Annotated in this window: 15 protein-coding genes; 5 read left to right on the plus strand and 10 right to left on the minus strand. The window is 70.8% G+C overall.

Going from position 1 to position 15,531, the window contains the following annotated elements:
- Positions 1-42: 42 nt before the first annotated feature.
- The 10 genes from B7K25_RS08715 to ilvD form a co-directional block, all read right to left on the minus strand.
- The gene (locus B7K25_RS08715; RefSeq protein ID WP_084105491.1) at positions 43-1,038 is read right to left on the minus strand and encodes an alpha/beta fold hydrolase; all 996 of its coding nucleotides are present in this window, start codon (positions 1,036-1,038) and stop codon (positions 43-45) included.
- A 2-nt stretch (positions 1,039-1,040) separates the two neighbouring features.
- On the minus strand, positions 1,041-1,484 hold the full coding sequence (locus tag B7K25_RS08720) for a YbhB/YbcL family Raf kinase inhibitor-like protein (protein WP_084105493.1): 444 nt from the start codon (positions 1,482-1,484) through the stop codon (positions 1,041-1,043).
- A gap of 99 nt (positions 1,485-1,583) precedes the next feature.
- Positions 1,584-2,708, minus strand: coding sequence for a branched-chain amino acid aminotransferase (locus B7K25_RS08725; protein ID WP_084105495.1), 1,125 nt, complete (start codon positions 2,706-2,708; stop codon positions 1,584-1,586).
- A gap of 83 nt (positions 2,709-2,791) precedes the next feature.
- Complete coding sequence (locus tag B7K25_RS08730) at positions 2,792-3,850, minus strand: 3-isopropylmalate dehydrogenase (RefSeq protein WP_084105497.1); 1,059 nt, start codon at positions 3,848-3,850, stop codon at positions 2,792-2,794.
- Positions 3,847-4,875, minus strand: coding sequence for a ketol-acid reductoisomerase (gene ilvC / locus B7K25_RS08735; protein ID WP_084105499.1), 1,029 nt, complete (start codon positions 4,873-4,875; stop codon positions 3,847-3,849). Before ilvC ends, B7K25_RS08730 begins: the two co-directional genes overlap by 4 nt.
- A gap of 108 nt (positions 4,876-4,983) precedes the next feature.
- Positions 4,984-5,502, minus strand: a complete 519-nt coding sequence (ilvN, locus tag B7K25_RS08740; RefSeq protein ID WP_084105501.1) for an acetolactate synthase small subunit — start codon at positions 5,500-5,502, stop codon at positions 4,984-4,986.
- A gap of 3 nt (positions 5,503-5,505) precedes the next feature.
- Positions 5,506-7,323, minus strand: coding sequence for an acetolactate synthase large subunit (locus B7K25_RS08745; protein WP_234988144.1), 1,818 nt, complete (start codon positions 7,321-7,323; stop codon positions 5,506-5,508).
- 442 nt (positions 7,324-7,765) lie between these two features.
- Positions 7,766-8,056, minus strand: a complete 291-nt coding sequence (locus tag B7K25_RS08750; protein ID WP_084105505.1) for a DUF1905 domain-containing protein — start codon at positions 8,054-8,056, stop codon at positions 7,766-7,768.
- A 117-nt stretch (positions 8,057-8,173) separates the two neighbouring features.
- A complete protein-coding gene (locus B7K25_RS08755) occupies positions 8,174-9,676 on the minus strand; it encodes a hypothetical protein (RefSeq protein ID WP_144018938.1) in 1,503 nt (500 codons plus the stop codon).
- A 180-nt stretch (positions 9,677-9,856) separates the two neighbouring features.
- Positions 9,857-11,554 (minus strand): dihydroxy-acid dehydratase, encoded by a 1,698-nt coding sequence (gene ilvD, locus B7K25_RS08760; protein WP_084105509.1) that lies wholly within the window; start codon positions 11,552-11,554, stop codon positions 9,857-9,859.
- A 95-nt stretch (positions 11,555-11,649) separates the two neighbouring features.
- Here ilvD and B7K25_RS08765 point away from each other — a divergent pair, with 95 nt between their 5' ends.
- The 5 genes from B7K25_RS08765 (at position 11,650) to B7K25_RS08785 (ending at position 15,525) form a co-directional block, all read left to right on the plus strand.
- Positions 11,650-12,417: a MerR family transcriptional regulator gene (locus B7K25_RS08765; RefSeq protein WP_159450168.1), complete on the plus strand. Its 768-nt coding sequence runs from the start codon at positions 11,650-11,652 to the stop codon at positions 12,415-12,417.
- Positions 12,418-12,702: 285 nt separating this feature from the next.
- Entirely contained in the window at positions 12,703-13,260 is a 558-nt protein-coding gene (locus B7K25_RS08770; protein WP_234988145.1) for an NADPH-dependent FMN reductase, read from the plus strand.
- A 185-nt stretch (positions 13,261-13,445) separates the two neighbouring features.
- Positions 13,446-13,751, plus strand: coding sequence for a hypothetical protein (locus B7K25_RS08775; RefSeq protein WP_084105513.1), 306 nt, complete (start codon positions 13,446-13,448; stop codon positions 13,749-13,751).
- A gap of 60 nt (positions 13,752-13,811) precedes the next feature.
- Positions 13,812-15,143 carry a deoxyribodipyrimidine photo-lyase gene (locus tag B7K25_RS08780; protein ID WP_084105515.1) on the plus strand — a complete coding sequence of 444 codons (1,332 nt, stop codon included), beginning with the start codon at positions 13,812-13,814 and terminating at the stop codon, positions 15,141-15,143.
- 16 nt (positions 15,144-15,159) lie between these two features.
- The gene (locus B7K25_RS08785) at positions 15,160-15,525 is read left to right on the plus strand and encodes a DUF1801 domain-containing protein (RefSeq protein ID WP_084105517.1); all 366 of its coding nucleotides are present in this window, start codon (positions 15,160-15,162) and stop codon (positions 15,523-15,525) included.
- Positions 15,526-15,531 lie beyond the last annotated feature (6 nt).

Consider the following 15,531-nt stretch of genomic DNA (forward strand, 5'->3'; position numbering starts at 1 on the left):
GCGCCCGTGGTGTGGCGCCGAGTACCTCCTACTGTGCGGCCGCTACCTGGGAACTGGCTGAGAGTCGTGCGAGGACTCGCTGAGAGTTCTTCGCGGCTCGTCCCAGAACGCCTCGAGCAACCGAGCGTGCTGCTCCGGGCCGTCGAGCCACGGCTGGTGGCCGGCGCCCTCGATCACGTGCACCCGGGAGCCGGGCGCGTGCCGCGCCCACCGGCGCACGCGCTCGGGCGCAGCGAAGGGGTCCCTGTCCCCCACGACCCACAAGGACCGCACCGCCAGCGATCCCACCTCGCTGGGGCCGGGAACCCACGTGCGCTTGAGCCCGCGCCAGCTCGCGGCGAGGCGCAGCAGCGCGAGGTCGTTGCGCACGGTGTCGGTGTGCGCGGTGAGCGCCGCACGCCACGCGAGCTCGGGCTGTGACAGGCCGCCGGCGGCCAGCAGGCTGGTGTGGCCCATCGCGCGCAGGGACCGCCGCATGTCGGACGCGGTGACGGTGCGGCGCGCGGCGGCGCTGGCGACGACACGCGTGGTGGCAGCGCGCATCGACGCCGGCAGGCGCATGCCGCTGACGGCCGGCACGCCATCGAGCGTGAGGCTGCGGACCAGCTCGGGCCGCCTGGCAGCCATCATGATCGACGCCATCCCTCCTGCTGAGTTGCCCACGAGGTCGACCGGGCCTCCGCCAATCTGCTCGGCGACAGCGCCGAGCCACGCCGCATTGACCTCGCGCATCGACTCCGGCGTGAACCCGCCAAGGTCGAGCGGATCGCTCAGCCCGCAGCCCGGGCGGTCGACGACGATCACGCGCACTCCGCGGAGCCGCGCCACGAGGGGCGCCCACGCTCCCCCGGCGGTCGGCGTGCCGTGCACGAGCACCACGGCAGGCGCATCGGCCTCTCCCACGACCTGCGCCCGGACACGCATGCCATTCCCCGGCACCTCCGCCCAGCGCTCCGCGGGCTCCACCCCGAAGTGCTCCCACAGCGCCGCCTCCGCGGGGCGGTAGCGCGCCGCGTCCGTGCGTGAGCCCCTCGCCATCGCTACCTCGAGAACGTGGCCACCAGCCGCGCCTGCGCGACCACCGCATCGGCGTAGCGGGCGAGGAAGTCCGCGCGGCTCGGCTCACCCTCGACCGGGCGCGACAGGGCGTAGACCCAGAAGTAGTACCGGTGGTCGCCGTGGCCGTGCGGCGGGAACGGCCCCACGTACCCCACGCCGCCATCGTCGTTGGGGCCCGGACGGCCGGCCGATGCGGTCACCGGCCCGTCCGTCGCATCCAGTCCGTAGAGGGTCCAGTGGGTGAAGCCGTGCGGAAGGGGCGCGTCCGGGTCGTGGCACACGAGCGCAAGCTCGACCGCCTCGGGCGGTACGCCGGTCACGGCGAGCTCCGGCGTGGAAGCCCCGTGTTGCCCGGCGAACACATCGGCGATGCGCTCGCCATCGGCGAGGTCGGGGCTCGTGAGAGTGAGGTCCTTGACGGCCATGAGCGCTCCTGATCGACGATGGGACGGGATCCCCACCATCGTCGCGCGGGCGACATGCGAGCGCCACCCGGCCCGCGCATCGGCGCTGCGGACGCCTGCTCAGGCGATGCGGCGCATCCAGCCGTAGACGTCCTCGGCGCGGCCGTACTGGATGTCGGTGAGGCGCGTGCGGATGCCCATCGTGACGTCTCCGGGCTCGCCGCCGTTGATGGTGACGTCGAAGCTGGGCGAGGCGAGGCGGCCCACCGGCGTGACGACGGCGGCGGTGCCGCACGCGAAGACCTCGGCGATGTCGCCGGACTCGATGCCGGTGCGCACCTCGTCGAGGGTGATGTCCTTCTCGACCACCTTGCGGCCGTCGTCCTCGAGCAGCTGGATGACGCTGTAGCGCGTGATGCCCTCGAGGATGGTGCCGGTGAGGCGCGGGGTCTCGATGGTGCCGTCGGCGCGCACGACGAACACGTTCATGCCGCCGAGCTCCTCGAGGTATCGGTCGTCCTTGGCGTCGAGGAACAGCACCTGTTGGCAGCCGTTCTCGTACGCCTGCTGCTGCGGCAGGAGGCTCGCGGCGTAGTTGCCGCCGCACTTCGCGTCGCCGGTGCCGCCCGGTCCGGACCGGTGGTAGCCCTGCGCGACCCAGATGCTCACCGGCTTGACGCCGCCCGCGAAGTACGGGCCCACCGGCGAGGCGATGAGCAGGTAGTCGATGACGTGGGCCGGTCGCACGCCCAGGAACGCCTCGGAGGCGAACATGTAGGGGCGCAGGTACAGGCTCGACTCCTCGACGCCCGGCACCCACGCCTCGTCGACCGCGACGAGCGCCTCGATCGAGCCGATGAAGTCCTCGACCGGCAGCTGCGGCAGCGCGAGCCGGTGCGCGGAGCGGTTGAAGCGCTCGGCGTTGGCCTGCGGGCGGAACAGGTGCACCGAGCCGTCGGCCCAGCGGTAGGCCTTGAGCCCCTCGAAGATCTCCTGCGCGTAGTGGAGCACCGCGGCCGCGGGGTCCAACTGCAGCGGGCCGTACGCTTCGACGCGGCGGTCACCCCAGCCCTCGCCGCTCACCCACTGGGCGCGGGCCATGTGATCCGTGAACTGCGTGCCGAACTTGAGGTCCGCGAGGGCCTCGTCGCGCGCCTCGACGCTCAGCGGCGCCTGATTGGGGCGCACCTCGAACGCGGCGGCGTTGGAGGGGGCGTCGCTGGCCGGTGCGGTGGTGTCCGTCACGTCAGTTCCTTCTGTGTGTGCTTCCTGGAAGGCACTGAGTGTCGGAATCCGGGCGGATTCGGCACTCAGTGCCTTCCAGCGTGCTAGTTCTTGATGCGAGCCGCGAGGGCGTCGCCCACCTCGGACGTGGAGCGCTGGCCCCAGCCCTCGGCGGACTTGGCTGCCGCATCGGCCGCGACGGCGCCCTCGACCTTCGCCGCGAGCTCCGGGTATCCCAGGAAGTCGAGCATGAGGCCCACCGACAGGACGGTCGCGGACGGGTCCGCGATCCCCTGGCCGGCGATGTCGGGCGCCGAGCCGTGCACGGGCTCGAACATCGACGGAGCGGTCTTGTCAGGGTTGACGTTGCCGCTCGCCGCGAGGCCGATGCCTCCGGAGATCGCCGCCGCCTGGTCCGTGAGGATGTCACCGAACAGGTTGTCCGTCACGATGACGTCGAACCGCTGCGGGTTGGTCGTCATCACGATGGTCGCGGCGTCGATGTGCAGGTAGTCCCACGTCACGTCCGGGAACTCGGGCGCGACGGCCTCGACCGTACGGCGCCACAGGTGCCCCGCGTGCACCAGCACGTTGTGCTTGTGCACCAGCGTGAGCTGCTTGCGCTCGCGCTTCGACGCCACCTCGAACGCGTAGCGGACCACGCGCTCCACGCCGTGACGGGTGTTGACCGACACCTCGGTCGCGATCTCGTGAGGCGTGTCGACGCGCAGCGCGCCGCCGTTGCCCACGTACGGGCCCTCGGTGCCCTCGCGCACCACCACGAAGTCGACCTCGTCGACGTCGCGCAGCGGCGAGACCTCGCCCGGGTACAGCCGGGACGGGCGCAGGTTGACGTACTGGTCGAGCGCGAAGCGCAGCGGCAGCAGCACGCCGCGCTCGAGCACGCCGGACGGCACCGACGGGTCGCCGATCGCGCCCAGCAGGATGACGTCGTGGCCCTTGATGGCCGCGAGGTCGTCCTCGGTGAGCGTGTCGCCCGTGGCGTGCCAGCGCTGCGCACCCAGGTTGAACTCGGTGGTCTCGAACGCGATGCCGGTGCCCGCGGTCGCGGCGGCGAGGCACTTGAGCCCCTCCGCGACGACCTCGGGACCGATGCCGTCGCCCGCGACGACCGCGAGCTTGTAGGTGGCGCCCTCGGTCATCGCGCGGTCTGGCCGTCCACGTAGTCGGCGTCCACGTCGTCCTTCCAGGCGAACAGCTTGCGCAGCTCGCGACCGGTGGCCTCGATCGGGTGGCCCTCGCCCTTGGCGCGGAGCTCGGCGAACTCGGTGCCGCCGTTGTCCTGGTCGCCGATGAAGCGCTCGGCGAACGCGCCGGACTGGATGTCAGCGAGCACGGCCTTCATGTTCTCCTTGACGTCGGGCGTGATGACGCGGGGGCCGGACACGTAGTCGCCGTACTCGGCGGTGTCGGACACCGACCAACGCTGCTTGGTGATGCCGCCCTCCCACATGAGGTCGACGATGAGCTTGAGCTCGTGCAGCACCTCGAAGTAGGCGATCTCGGGCTGGTAGCCGGCCTCGGTGAGGGTCTCGAAGCCGTACTGGATCAGCTGGCTGGTGCCGCCGCACAGGACGGTCTGCTCGCCGAACAGGTCGGTCTCGGTCTCCTCGGTGAAGGTGGTCTTGATGACGCCGGCGCGGGTGCCGCCGATGCCCTTCGCGTACGACTTCGCGAGGTCCCAGGCCTGGCCCGAGGCGTCCTTCTCCACGGCGATGATGTCCGGGATCCCGCGGCCCGCGACGTACTCGCGGCGCACGGTGTGGCCGGGTGCCTTGGGGGCGACGAGGATGACGTCGACGCCCTCGGGCGCCTCGATGTAGCCGAAGCGGATGTTGAAGCCGTGCGCGAAGGCGAGGGTCTTGCCCTCGGTCAGGTTCGGCTTGATCTCGTCGTTGTAGATGCCGCGCTGGTGCTGGTCGGGCGCGAGGATCATGATGACGTCGGCCCAGGCCGCGGCGTCGGCGACGGACTGGACGGTGAAGCCGTCGTCCTCGGCCTTGGCGGTCGAGCGCGAGCCGTCACGCAGCGCGACGCGGACCTCGACGCCGGAGTCGCGCAGGTTCTGCGCGTGGGCGTGGCCCTGCGAGCCGTAGCCGACGATCGCGACCTTCTTGCCCTGGATGAGCGAGAGGTCGGCGTCCTGGTCGTAGTACATCTCTGCCATGGTTCCTTGATCTCCTTCAGATGGACGTGCTGGTGAAGTTCGGGTTCGCGGGCTGAGCCCGCGCAGGGCCGATGCGCTCGCTGGGCTGGCCGCGGGCGCTCGGCGAGGTCAGGCGCTGACGCGCTCGAAGGCTCGCTCGGTGATGGAGCGGGCGCCGCGGCCGATCGCGACGGTGCCGGACTGGACGATCTCGCGGACGTCGTGAGGCTGAAGCGCCGCGAGGAGCGCCTCGAGCTTGTCGGGGGTGCCGACGGCCTCGATGACGAGCGAGTCCGTCGCGACGTCGACCACGTGGGCGCGGAACAGGTCCACGATCTGCAGGACGTCGGTGCGCTGGCGCGCATCGGCCCTGACCTTGACGAGGATGAGGTCGCGCTGGACCGACTTGTCACGCTCGAGCTCGACGATCTTGAGCACGTGCACCAGCTTGTTGAGCTGCTTGGTGACCTGCTCGAGCGGCAGCTCGTCGACGTCGACGACCACCGTGATGCGCGAGATCTCGGGGTGCTCGGTCTGGCCCACCGCGAGCGAGTGGATGTTGAAGGCGCGGCGGCTGAACAGGCCCGCGACGCGCGCGAGCACGCCGGGCTTGTTCTCGACGAGCACCGAGAGGGTGTGGGTGGTCATCTCTTACTCCTCCTCGCCGCGGTCCCACTCGGGGGCGATGCCGCGGGCGTACTGGATCTCGTCGTTGCTCGTGCCTGCCGCCACCATGGGCCACACCATCGCGTCGCGCGACACGGTGAAGTCCACGACCACGGGCTGGTCGTCGATCTCCATCGCGCGCTTGATGGTGGCGTCCACGTCCGCGTCGGTCTCGCATCGCAGGCCGGCGCAGCCCATGGCCTCCGCGAGCTTCACGAAGTCAGGGATGCGGCGGGTGCCGTGGCCGGTGTGCAGGTCGGTGTTCGAGTAGCGCTCGTTGTAGAACAGCGTCTGCCACTGGCGCACCATGCCGAGGGACGAGTTGTTGATGATCGCGACCTTGATGGGGATCTCGTTGATCGCGCAGGTGACGAGCTCCTGGTTGGTCATCTGGAAGCAGCCGTCGCCGTCGATCGCCCACACGGTGCGGTCGGGCTCGCCCACCTTGGCGCCCATCGCGGCGGGCACCGAGAAGCCCATGGTGCCGAGGCCACCCGAGTTGATCCACGTGTTGGGACGCTCGTACTTGATGAACTGGCTGGCCCACATCTGGTGCTGGCCCACGCCGGCGGTGTAGATGGTGTCGGGGCCGGCGATCTCGCCCAGGCGCTGGATGACGTGCTGCGGGCTCGAGTGGCCGTCGTCGGTGGGCGTGTAGCCCAGGCCGTAGGTCGAGCGCCAGTCGTCGAGCTGTGCCCACCAGGCCTCGAGGTCCGGCTTGCCGTGGCGCTCGTGCTCGGCCTCGAGGGCGGGCACCAGCGCGGCGAAGACGTCCTTGAGGTCGCCCACGATCGGCACGTCCACCGCGCGGTTCTTGCCGATCTCCGCGGGGTCGATGTCCGCGTGCACGATGGTCGCGTGCGGCGCGAAGGACTCGAGCTTGCCCGTCACACGGTCGTCGAAGCGAGCGCCCAGGGCGACGATCAGGTCCGCCTTCTGGAGCGCCGCGACCGCGGACACGGTGCCGTGCATGCCGGGCATGCCCACGTGCTGCGGGTGCGAGTCGGGCAGGGCGCCGCGGGCCATGAGGGTGGTCACCACCGCCGCGCCGGACAGGTCGGTGAGCTTGCGCAGGCCCGCGCTCGCGCCGGAGCGGATCACGCCGCCGCCCACGTACAGCACGGGGCGCCGAGCCGTCGCCAGCAGGCGCGCGGCCTCCTGGATGGTCTTCGCGTGCGGGCGCGCGCCCGAGTTGAAGCCGGGCAGCTCGATGCGCTCGGGCCAGTGGAACGTGGTCTGCGACTGGAGCGCGGACTTCGCGACGTCCACCAGCACCGGACCGGGACGGCCGTGGGTGGCGATGTAGAACGCCTCGGCGACAGCCTTGGGGATCTCCGCGGGGTCCGTCACGAGCACGTTGTGCTTGGTGATGGGCTGCGTGATGCCCACGATGTCCGCCTCCTGGAAGGCGTCCGTGCCGATCATGCCCGCGGCCACCTGGCCCGTGATCGCGACCATGGGGATCGAGTCCATGTTCGCGTCAGCGATGGGCGTGACGAGGTTGGTCGCACCCGGGCCCGAGGTGGCGATGCACACGCCCGGCTTGCCGGTCGCGTGGGCATAGCCCTGGGCCGCGTGGCCTGCGCCCTGCTCGTGGCGCACGAGGATGTGGCGCAGCTGCGTCGAGTCGAACAGCGGGTCGTACGCCGGCAGGATCGCCCCGCCGGGAAGGCCGAAGATGTCCGTGACGCCAGCCGACTCGAGCGAACGGATGAGCGACTGCGCGCCCGTCATCGTCTGACCCGCGTGCAGGGCGGCCGCCGAGGTGGCGGTCGCGCGGGTGCTCGCCGGAGCCGGGCTCATCAGAGCCGAAGGCTTCGGAGCCCTCACCTGTCCCATCGTCTCTCCCGTTGAGTTGAAGGTTGCTCGGCGGCTCTCGCATCCGCCTCACATGAGAAAACCCCTCGGCCTGGTGGCTGTCGGGGTGTGCGCGCGGACGTTGCCTGGCTGGGACTAGATGTCCGCGCGCCCGGTAACTACGAGAATCGCCTGCATGAGTAGGACTCTACGCCCGCTCTGGCGCACGTGTCACCATCTGGACAAACAATCTCACATTGTGGTTCACCATCTTGAATAATGAGACGCGCGAGTCATGCCGCTGAGCTCCTCCGCCCTGCCACCCGGACCGCTCTCTTCACCACCCCGCCGCCGCACCCCTCGCCCCCACCTCTCCGCCTTAGCATCCAGATGGTGGATGGCGGCCGGTTCCCGGAGTCCGCTGTCACGAGATGGTGGCTGAGCGTCGCTACGTCCGCCGTCGTGTGAGGCGCACCTCGACCGTGTCACCCAGGTCCTTGCCCAGCTGCTTACGGAGCTTGGCGTTCAGCGACAGCATGTGCCCTCCGGTGCCGGTCACCATGAGCCCGACGTTCTCGAGTGGGACACCGTCGACGGTCGCGTCGACGCGCACCGCCTTGCCGGTCCCGAAGAAGTCGGCAGAGCCCGGCATCTCGACGCAGGGCCACCGCTCTCCCTTGACATCAACACCGATGGGCGCGACGAACGTGTGGTCGAGGGGTCCGATGTCGTGGCTCACCTAAGCCACTGTGCCAGCCCCGCCGCCCGGGCGCACGGCGGCGCCGACGCCGGCGCGCGCATCGGCCCTCCGTCGACTTCTCGGCCGATCCACGTCGCGCGGGATGAGCACGCGCGGTCAGGGGCGCGTGAGGTACAGCGCGGTACCGGAACCGTCGACGTGCGCGAGGGCGCGCAGCGTCGCCGAGCCGTCCGGCGCCGTGTGCGGCAGGCCCGCGTCGACCCAGCCCGCGGCGGTCGGGACGGCGCCCACGCTGGCCAGGTCCGCCGAGAACGACAACGACCGCTCGACGCTCTCGCCGCACAGCGCGGCACGCCACACGAACGTCGATCCCTCCGCCGCGATCGGCCCACGCGCGGCGGGCGGCACTGTGCGGGTGACTCGACCGTCACGGTCGATCGCGGCGCTCGTGAAGCCGTCCGTCGCTGCGACCGCGGCCGAGTTCGCTGTCCACGCCGGGCGGTAGAGCGCAGTCACTCCTTCGACGGCCAGCACGTCGCCGTTCGCCGCGGCGAGCACGACCTGCGTGTGCTTGCGGTTCGCCTCGATGCCCGTCACCCCCGCCACGCGGCTTCCGTCCGGCGACCACGAGGCTGTGTGCCGGTCGAAGTAGCTGGTGAGGTAGCCGTCGTACGGAACGTCGGGGCCCACAGGCGTGAGCGTGCCCGTCTCGAGATCGATCAGCGTCGCACCCACCGCACCGTCCCGGTCCGCGTCCCCGAAAACCGCGAGCGTCGCGCCATCCGGCGACACCGAGGGAAAGGCCGCACCCGCGACGAACGACTCCGCGCCGTTCGGTGAGTCGATCCGCATCAGCGACGCGGGCTCGGCGGCCATCCGGTGCCGACCGGTCGCCCACGCGACGTAGATGTCACCATTCGGCGCGATGTCGTAGCCCGCGGCACGGTTGCCGCGCGCGATCTCGAACGCTGTCCCCTCGCCGGTGTCGACCCACTGCAGCGCATGGTCGCCGCCGTCGGTCACGGCGACGAAGAGCATCCCGCTGCCGTCGGGCGCCCAACGAACGGGACTCAGTTCCTCGACCGCCAGCCCCTCCGAGACGTGGACCGCGGTCCCGTCCGGTTCGACGAGCCAGACCTTCGTCTCCCGCTGCCGGGTCACGACTGCGGCCGTGGACGAGTCCGGCGACCACGCGACGTCGAGCACCTCGTATGCCGGGATGCGGCCCAGGTCTCCCGCGATGCGGATGTGGTCCGCGTCGCCTGCGTGGTTCGAGGCGCCCCGCAGGTACGGCGACGCGATGTCGGTGTAGCTCCCGTCGCCGCCGGCCGTGCACTCGACGGACTCCGTCCTGCTCAGCGCCAGGAAGGGGTCACCGCTCGTGTCGAGCTCGGTGGGCTCGTCCTCGACCTGCGAAGAGGTGGGTTGTGGGGTCGGCGACGGCTCCGACGAAGCGCTCGGCGCTGCCGTGGGGATCTCGCTCGGCGAGGCCGATGCCGTCAACGGCGGCTCGGGGGTTGGGCTCGCGGCGGGCTCGGCGGAGGCTTCTGCCGCCGGATCCGTCGCCGCGATCGCGGCGACACCGAAGCCGCCGCCGATCACGACGAGCACCGCGGTGACGGCGACAAGCCCCTTGAGCCATGTCGGCCACGCAGCCACGGCGCCCCTCAGCGTCGCCCACATCGGTCATCCCCTCCGCCTGGTTGCGATTCAACGTAGCAACCGTGCGGAGGGATGCGGCCGACGTTCAGGTAACGATCGGGCGAACTCTCGGCGGCACGCGAAGGGCGGCGCGCTCGAGCACCAGCGGCGGCCGCACGACGGCCGGCCAGGCGACGATCAGCCGAGGACCGCGCCCTTCGACGCGGAGCCGACGAGCTTGGTGTACTTCGCGAGCACGCCGCGCGTGTAGACGGGAGGCAGCGGCTTCCAGCCGGTCTTGCGCGCCTCCATCTCGTCGGCGGAGACGTGCACGTCGAGCGTGCCGTTCGCGACGTCGAGCGTGATCTTGTCGCCGTCCTGGACGTAGGCGATGGGGCCGCCGTCGACGGCCTCGGGGGCGATGTGGCCCACGCACAGTCCCGTCGTGCCGCCAGAGAACCGGCCGTCCGTGACGAGCAGCACATCCTTGCCGAGCCCCGCACCCTTGATCGCCGCGGTGATGGCGAGCATCTCACGCATGCCGGGCCCGCCCTTGGGGCCCTCGTAGCGGATCACCACGCAGTCGCCGGCCTGGATGGTGCCATCGGCGAGGGCGTCCAGGGCCGCACGCTCGCGGTCGAAGACCCGCGCGGTCGCCTCGAACACGTCGTCGTCGAAGCCAGCGGACTTCACGACGGCGCCGTCGGGCGCGAGCGAGCCCTTGAGGATCGTGATGCCGCCGGACTTGTGGATCGGGTTGTTGAGCGCGCGCACCACGCGGCCGTCGATGGTGGCCGGCTTGAGCTCGGCCATGTTCTCGGCAAGCGTCTTGCCGGTCACGGTGAGGCAGTCGCCGTGCATGAGGCCCGCCTCGAGCAGCGTGTTCATCACGGCCGGCACGCCGCCCACACGGTCGACGTCGTTCATGACGAACTGGCCGAAGGGCTTCAGGTCGCCCAGGTGCGGCACGTTCGCGGCGACGCGGGCGAAGTCGTCGAGGGTGAGGTCGACCTCGGCCTCGTGGGCGATCGCGAGCAGGTGCAGCACCGCGTTGGTCGAGCCGCCGAACGCCATGACGACGGCGATGGCGTTCTCGAACGCCTCCTTGGTCATGATGTCGCGCGCCGTGATGCCCTGGCGCAGCATTTTGACGACCGCCTCGCCGGACTTGTGGGCGTAGTAGTCGCGGCGGCGGTCGGGGCTGGGCGGGGAGGCCGAGCCGGGGATCGACATGCCGAGGGCCTCGCCCACGGACGCCATCGTGTTCGCGGTGTACATGCCGCCGCACGCGCCCTCGCCGGGGCAGATCGCCTTCTCGATGCGGAGGCGGTCCTCCTCGCTCATCAGCCCACGAGCGCACGCGCCCACGGCCTCGAACGCGTCGATGATGGTGACGTCCTTGGACGTGCCGTCGGTCAGCGTGACGTGACCCGGCATGATCGAGCCCGCGTAGAGGAAGACGCTCGCGAGGTCGAGACGGGCCGCGGCCATGAGCATGCCCGGCAGCGACTTGTCGCAGCCGGCGAGCAGCACCGAGCCGTCGAGGCGCTCGGCGCACATCACGGTCTCGACCGAGTCCGCGATGACGTCGCGCGAGACGAGCGAGAAGTGCATGCCCTCGTGGCCCATCGAGATGCCGTCCGACACCGAGATGGTGCCGAACTCGAGCGGGTAGCCGCCGCCGGCGTGCACGCCCTCCTTGGCGCCCTGAGCGAGGCGCTGCAGCGACAGGTTGCACGGCGTGATCTCGTTCCACGAGCTCGCGATGCCGATCTGCGGCTTGGCGAAGTCCTCGTCGCCCAGCCCGACGGCGCGGAGCATGCCGCGCGCGGCGGTCGCCTCCAGTCCGTCGGTGACCTGGCGGGAGCGGGGCTTGATATCGGGCGTCGACGTCATAGTCGGGAGTCTAGGACGGGCCGATGCGCCCCGGCGGCATCCGCGCGAAATCGCGGCTTGACGTTGACGCGGCGTCAACTTCTACCATCGAAGACATGGACACGACATCACTCGGCGACACCGTCGACATCGCCCGCGCGGCGCGCCTCGCCGGGGTGAGCAGCCGGACCCTGCGCCACTACGACCAGGTGGGCCTGCTCTCCCCCGCCTGGACCGGGGACGACGGGCGCCGGCACTACGGCCGCCCCGAGCTGCTCCGACTGCAGCACATCCTCGTGCTGCGCGAGCTGGGGGCGTCGCTCGACACGATCGGCGCGATCGTCGACGCCGAGGACCCCGCCGTGACCGTCGCGCACCTCCGCGACCACCTCACGGGCCTCACGGCCGAGCGCGACCGCTACGCGCGGCTCGCGGCGACCGTGGCCCGCACCATCGACTCACTCGAGAAGGGAAGAACCATGACCAACGAGGAGATCCTCGACGGCTTCGAGCACACCAAGTACGAGCCCGAGGCTCGCGAGCGCTGGGGCGACCAGGCGGTCGACACCTCCAACGAGCGCTGGGCGAGCCTGGGCAAGGAGGGCCAGCAGCGGCACCTCGACACCCACCGTGAGATCGTCGAGGCGCTGGGCGCCGCGATCCGCGTAGGCTTCGCACCCGACAGTGCCGAGGTGCAGGAGATCGTCGCCAAGCACTACGCCTGGGTGTCGCTGTTCTGGACGCCGAACGCGGAGACCTACCGCGGCCTCACGCAGATGTACGTGGACGACGAGCGCTTCCGCCGCAACTACGACGAGGTCGCCCCCGGCGCCGCGGCCCTGCTGCGCGACGCGGCGGACCTCTACGCGGAGTCCCAGCTCTAGCGACTGCGCCCTGGAAGGCACTGAGTGCCGAGAATCGCCCGGATTCGGCACTCAGTGCCTTCCAGCGCGGGGCGGGAGCGCTGAAGAGCGGGCGGGGCGGGCTCGCGCCGGGAGCGGACGCTGAAGTCCGGCAGGCGGGCAGGATGCGGACACCCAGCCGGCGCATCGGCGTCCCGAGCACCAGATTCGTTGAATTGGGAATAGTTGACGCGTCACGTATTGTTGCCCGTGCAGTCGGCAGCGCGGTCGACGCGACACCCCCACTCCCACTCGGAAGGAATCACCATGCCCCGCATCGGCATCATCGTCGGCTCGGTCGCCCAGGCGTCCATCAACCGCAAGGTCGCCAGCATCCTGCCCTCGCTCGCGAACGACACCGAGTTCGTGACCATCGACATCGCCCAGCTGCCGCTGTACGACTACAGCCTCGACGGCAACTGGCCCGAGGTCGCCACCGACTTCAAGAACGCGGTCGAGTCCGTCGACGGCATCATCATCGTGACCCCCGAGTACTCGCGCTCGATCCCCGGCGCGCTCAAGAACGCCCTCGACTGGGCGTCGCGTCCGTGGGGCCAGAACTCCTTCAACGGCAAGCCGGTCGCCGTCATGGGCGCCTCGATCTCGCCCGTCGGCACCGCGATGGCGCAGCAGCACCTGCGCAACATCCTCGCGCACTTCAACGCCCCCACCCTGGGCCAGCCCGAGACCTTCTTCCACTTCCGCGCGGACTCGTTCGGCTCGGACGGCTCGCTGCAGGACGAGGCGCAGGTCGCCCAGCTGACCGGCTTCCTCGAGGCCGCGATCGCGCACATCGAGCACAACGCCCCGGTGTCGGTCGCCTGACGCACCGAGAGCTCCCAGGGCCCCGTCCGGCACGTCGCCGGGCGGGGCCCTCGTCGTGTGCGGGACGGCTCCGCATGCACGGCTCCGCGCCCTGGGGCCGTGCACAATGGATGCCTACCCCGCCCCGATCCCGACCGCTCTCACAGCCCTCGGCTCCGCGGCCCGAACTTGCCGGGAGGCCCCCGTTGAACCGAGCCGTCACCATCGCCGCCCTCGCCGTTCCCGCCGCCCTGGCCGGGTGCAGCAGCGCGGGCGTCCTCTCCATCACCAACGACAGTGGACTGGCAGTGGACGTGTCCACAGGCGACGAGCGGTTGCCCATCGACCCCTACGGCGGGGTGGCGCTCTTCGACTACGGCTGCACCCCTGGCGACGTGACGCTTACGTTCTCTGACGACACGGTGGTCTCCGTCCCCGGGCCGGTGTGCCCTCCGGACGAGATTCGCATCGCGTCCGCCAGCCATGTCACCGTCGTGACCGCTGACGCCTGACCGGCCGCCCGGCTGTCCCCCACGGGAACAGGCGGGCGGCCGTCTCGCGTTGTGCCTGGCATGACGCACCTGTGGTGGGCCCGGCGCGACCTGCGCCTGCACGACAACCCCGCGCTGCTCGAGGCGCAGGCCGACGGACCGTTCGCGGCCGTGGCCGCCTGGACGCCGCCGCTGCACTTCTGGTCAGGGCGCCGGCGAGCGCACCTGGCGCGCTCGCTGTGGTCGCTCCGCGAGGACACCGGTGGCGCGCTCGCCGTGCGCCGCGGGGACGCGGCGGACGTGGTCGTGGGCGCCGCCCGGGAGGCCGATGCGCGGGTCGTCTGGGCAACCCGGGAGTTCAGCCCGTCCGGGGTCGCCGAGCAGGACGCGGTGGCCGCGGCGCTCGAGGACGACGGCCGCGAGCTGCGGCTGCACGGGTCCCCGTACGCCGTGGCGCCCGGGCGCGTCGTCAAGGGCGACGGCACCCCGTACAAGGTCTACACGCCGTTCCTCGACGCCTGGCGCCAGCACGGGTGGCGCCGGCCTGCCGATCCCGCCGACCCTGCGGGGTTCACGGCGCTTGACTCGAAGGACGACGTAGCCGTCGATCTTGACCAGATCGCCGCCCACGGCGACGCCGAGGACGCGATCGAGCCGCGCCACGAGTTCCGCGAGGAGCGCCTGATCGCGGCGCTTGAGGACTTCATCGACGGCGACGTCGGCTCGTACGCCGAGGACAGGGACCGGCCCGATCTCGACGCCACCTCCCACCTGTCGACGGCGCTCGCGTTCGGCCAGATCCATGCGCGGACGGTCCTCGCGCTCCTCGCGCCGCTGCGCTCCGACGGCTCGCGCGTGTTCCAGGCCGAGCTCGCATGGCGCGAGTTCCACGCCGACACGCTGTGGAACGCCCCACAGGCGCGACGGGAGTCCCTCACTCCCGTGCTCGACGAGAAGGACTGGGAGACCGGTCGCGACGCCGACGACGCCTTCAAGGCGTGGCGGGACGGGCGCACCGGCTTCCCGCTCGTGGACGCCGGGATGAGGCAGCTGGCGCAGACCGGCTGGATGCACAACCGCGTGCGGATGGTCGTCGCGAGCTTCCTCGTCAAGGATCTGCGCCTGCCGTGGCAGCGCGGTGCGGACCACTTCCGGCGCACGCTCGTGGACTACGACCACGCGCAGAATCAGCTGAACTGGCAATGGGTCGCCGGCACAGGCCGCGACGCCTCGCCGTTCTTCCGCATCTTCAACCCTCACGCGCAGCTCGAGCGATTCGACCCGCATCAGCGATACGTCCAGCGCTGGATCCCCGAGCTCGACACCCCGGAGTATCCCGAGCCGATGCTCGACCACAAGGCTGAACGAGAGACGACCCTCCGACTGCACAAGCAGGCGAAAGCCCGCAGGTAGCGGTACGGTCGGGGTCATGGCCAGTGACGAGGTCGACCGGTGGATGAGTCACTACGACAACCCCATGAAGGATGTCGTGCAGCGCATCCGGCAGATCATCCTGGCCAGCGACGACCGGATCGGCGAGTGCATCAAGTGGGCCACTCCGACCTTCACCTATGAGGGCAACCTCGCCAGCTTCTTCCCCAAGTCGACGCACCACGCGACGTTGATGTTCCACCACGGCGCGCAGATCCCCGGCACCTTCAAGCACCTCGAGGGCTCCGGCAAGGAGGGCCGCGTGATGCGCATCGTCTCGATCGCGGAGGCCGAGGAGCGTCGCGACGAGCTCAACGCGATCGTGCAGGCGTGGATCGCGTGGCGGGACGCTGCGAAGGCCTGACGGCGG

It is taken from the genome of Demequina sp. NBRC 110056, from assembly GCF_002090155.1.
Classification (GTDB): domain Bacteria; phylum Actinomycetota; class Actinomycetes; order Actinomycetales; family Demequinaceae; genus Demequina.

Bases quoted from the DNA above. Each gene is read 5' to 3' on its own strand.
- B7K25_RS08715 (WP_084105491.1), bottom strand. From the start codon at position 1,038: ATGGCGAGGGGCTCACGCACGGACGCGGCGCGCTACCGCCCCGCGGAG.
- B7K25_RS08720 (WP_084105493.1), bottom strand. From the start codon at position 1,484: ATGGCCGTCAAGGACCTCACTCTCACGAGCCCCGACCTCGCCGATGGC.
- B7K25_RS08730 (WP_084105497.1), bottom strand. From the start codon at position 3,850: ATGACCGAGGGCGCCACCTACAAGCTCGCGGTCGTCGCGGGCGACGGC.
- ilvC (WP_084105499.1), bottom strand. From the start codon at position 4,875: ATGGCAGAGATGTACTACGACCAGGACGCCGACCTCTCGCTCATCCAG.
- ilvN (WP_084105501.1), bottom strand. From the start codon at position 5,502: ATGACCACCCACACCCTCTCGGTGCTCGTCGAGAACAAGCCCGGCGTG.
- B7K25_RS08745 (WP_234988144.1), bottom strand. From the start codon at position 7,323: ATGAGCCCGGCTCCGGCGAGCACCCGCGCGACCGCCACCTCGGCGGCC.
- ilvD (WP_084105509.1), bottom strand. From the start codon at position 11,554: ATGACGTCGACGCCCGATATCAAGCCCCGCTCCCGCCAGGTCACCGAC.
- B7K25_RS08765 (WP_159450168.1), top strand. From the start codon at position 11,650: ATGGACACGACATCACTCGGCGACACCGTCGACATCGCCCGCGCGGCG.
- B7K25_RS08770 (WP_234988145.1), top strand. From the start codon at position 12,703: ATGCCCCGCATCGGCATCATCGTCGGCTCGGTCGCCCAGGCGTCCATC.
- B7K25_RS08780 (WP_084105515.1), top strand. From the start codon at position 13,812: ATGACGCACCTGTGGTGGGCCCGGCGCGACCTGCGCCTGCACGACAAC.
- B7K25_RS08785 (WP_084105517.1), top strand. From the start codon at position 15,160: ATGGCCAGTGACGAGGTCGACCGGTGGATGAGTCACTACGACAACCCC.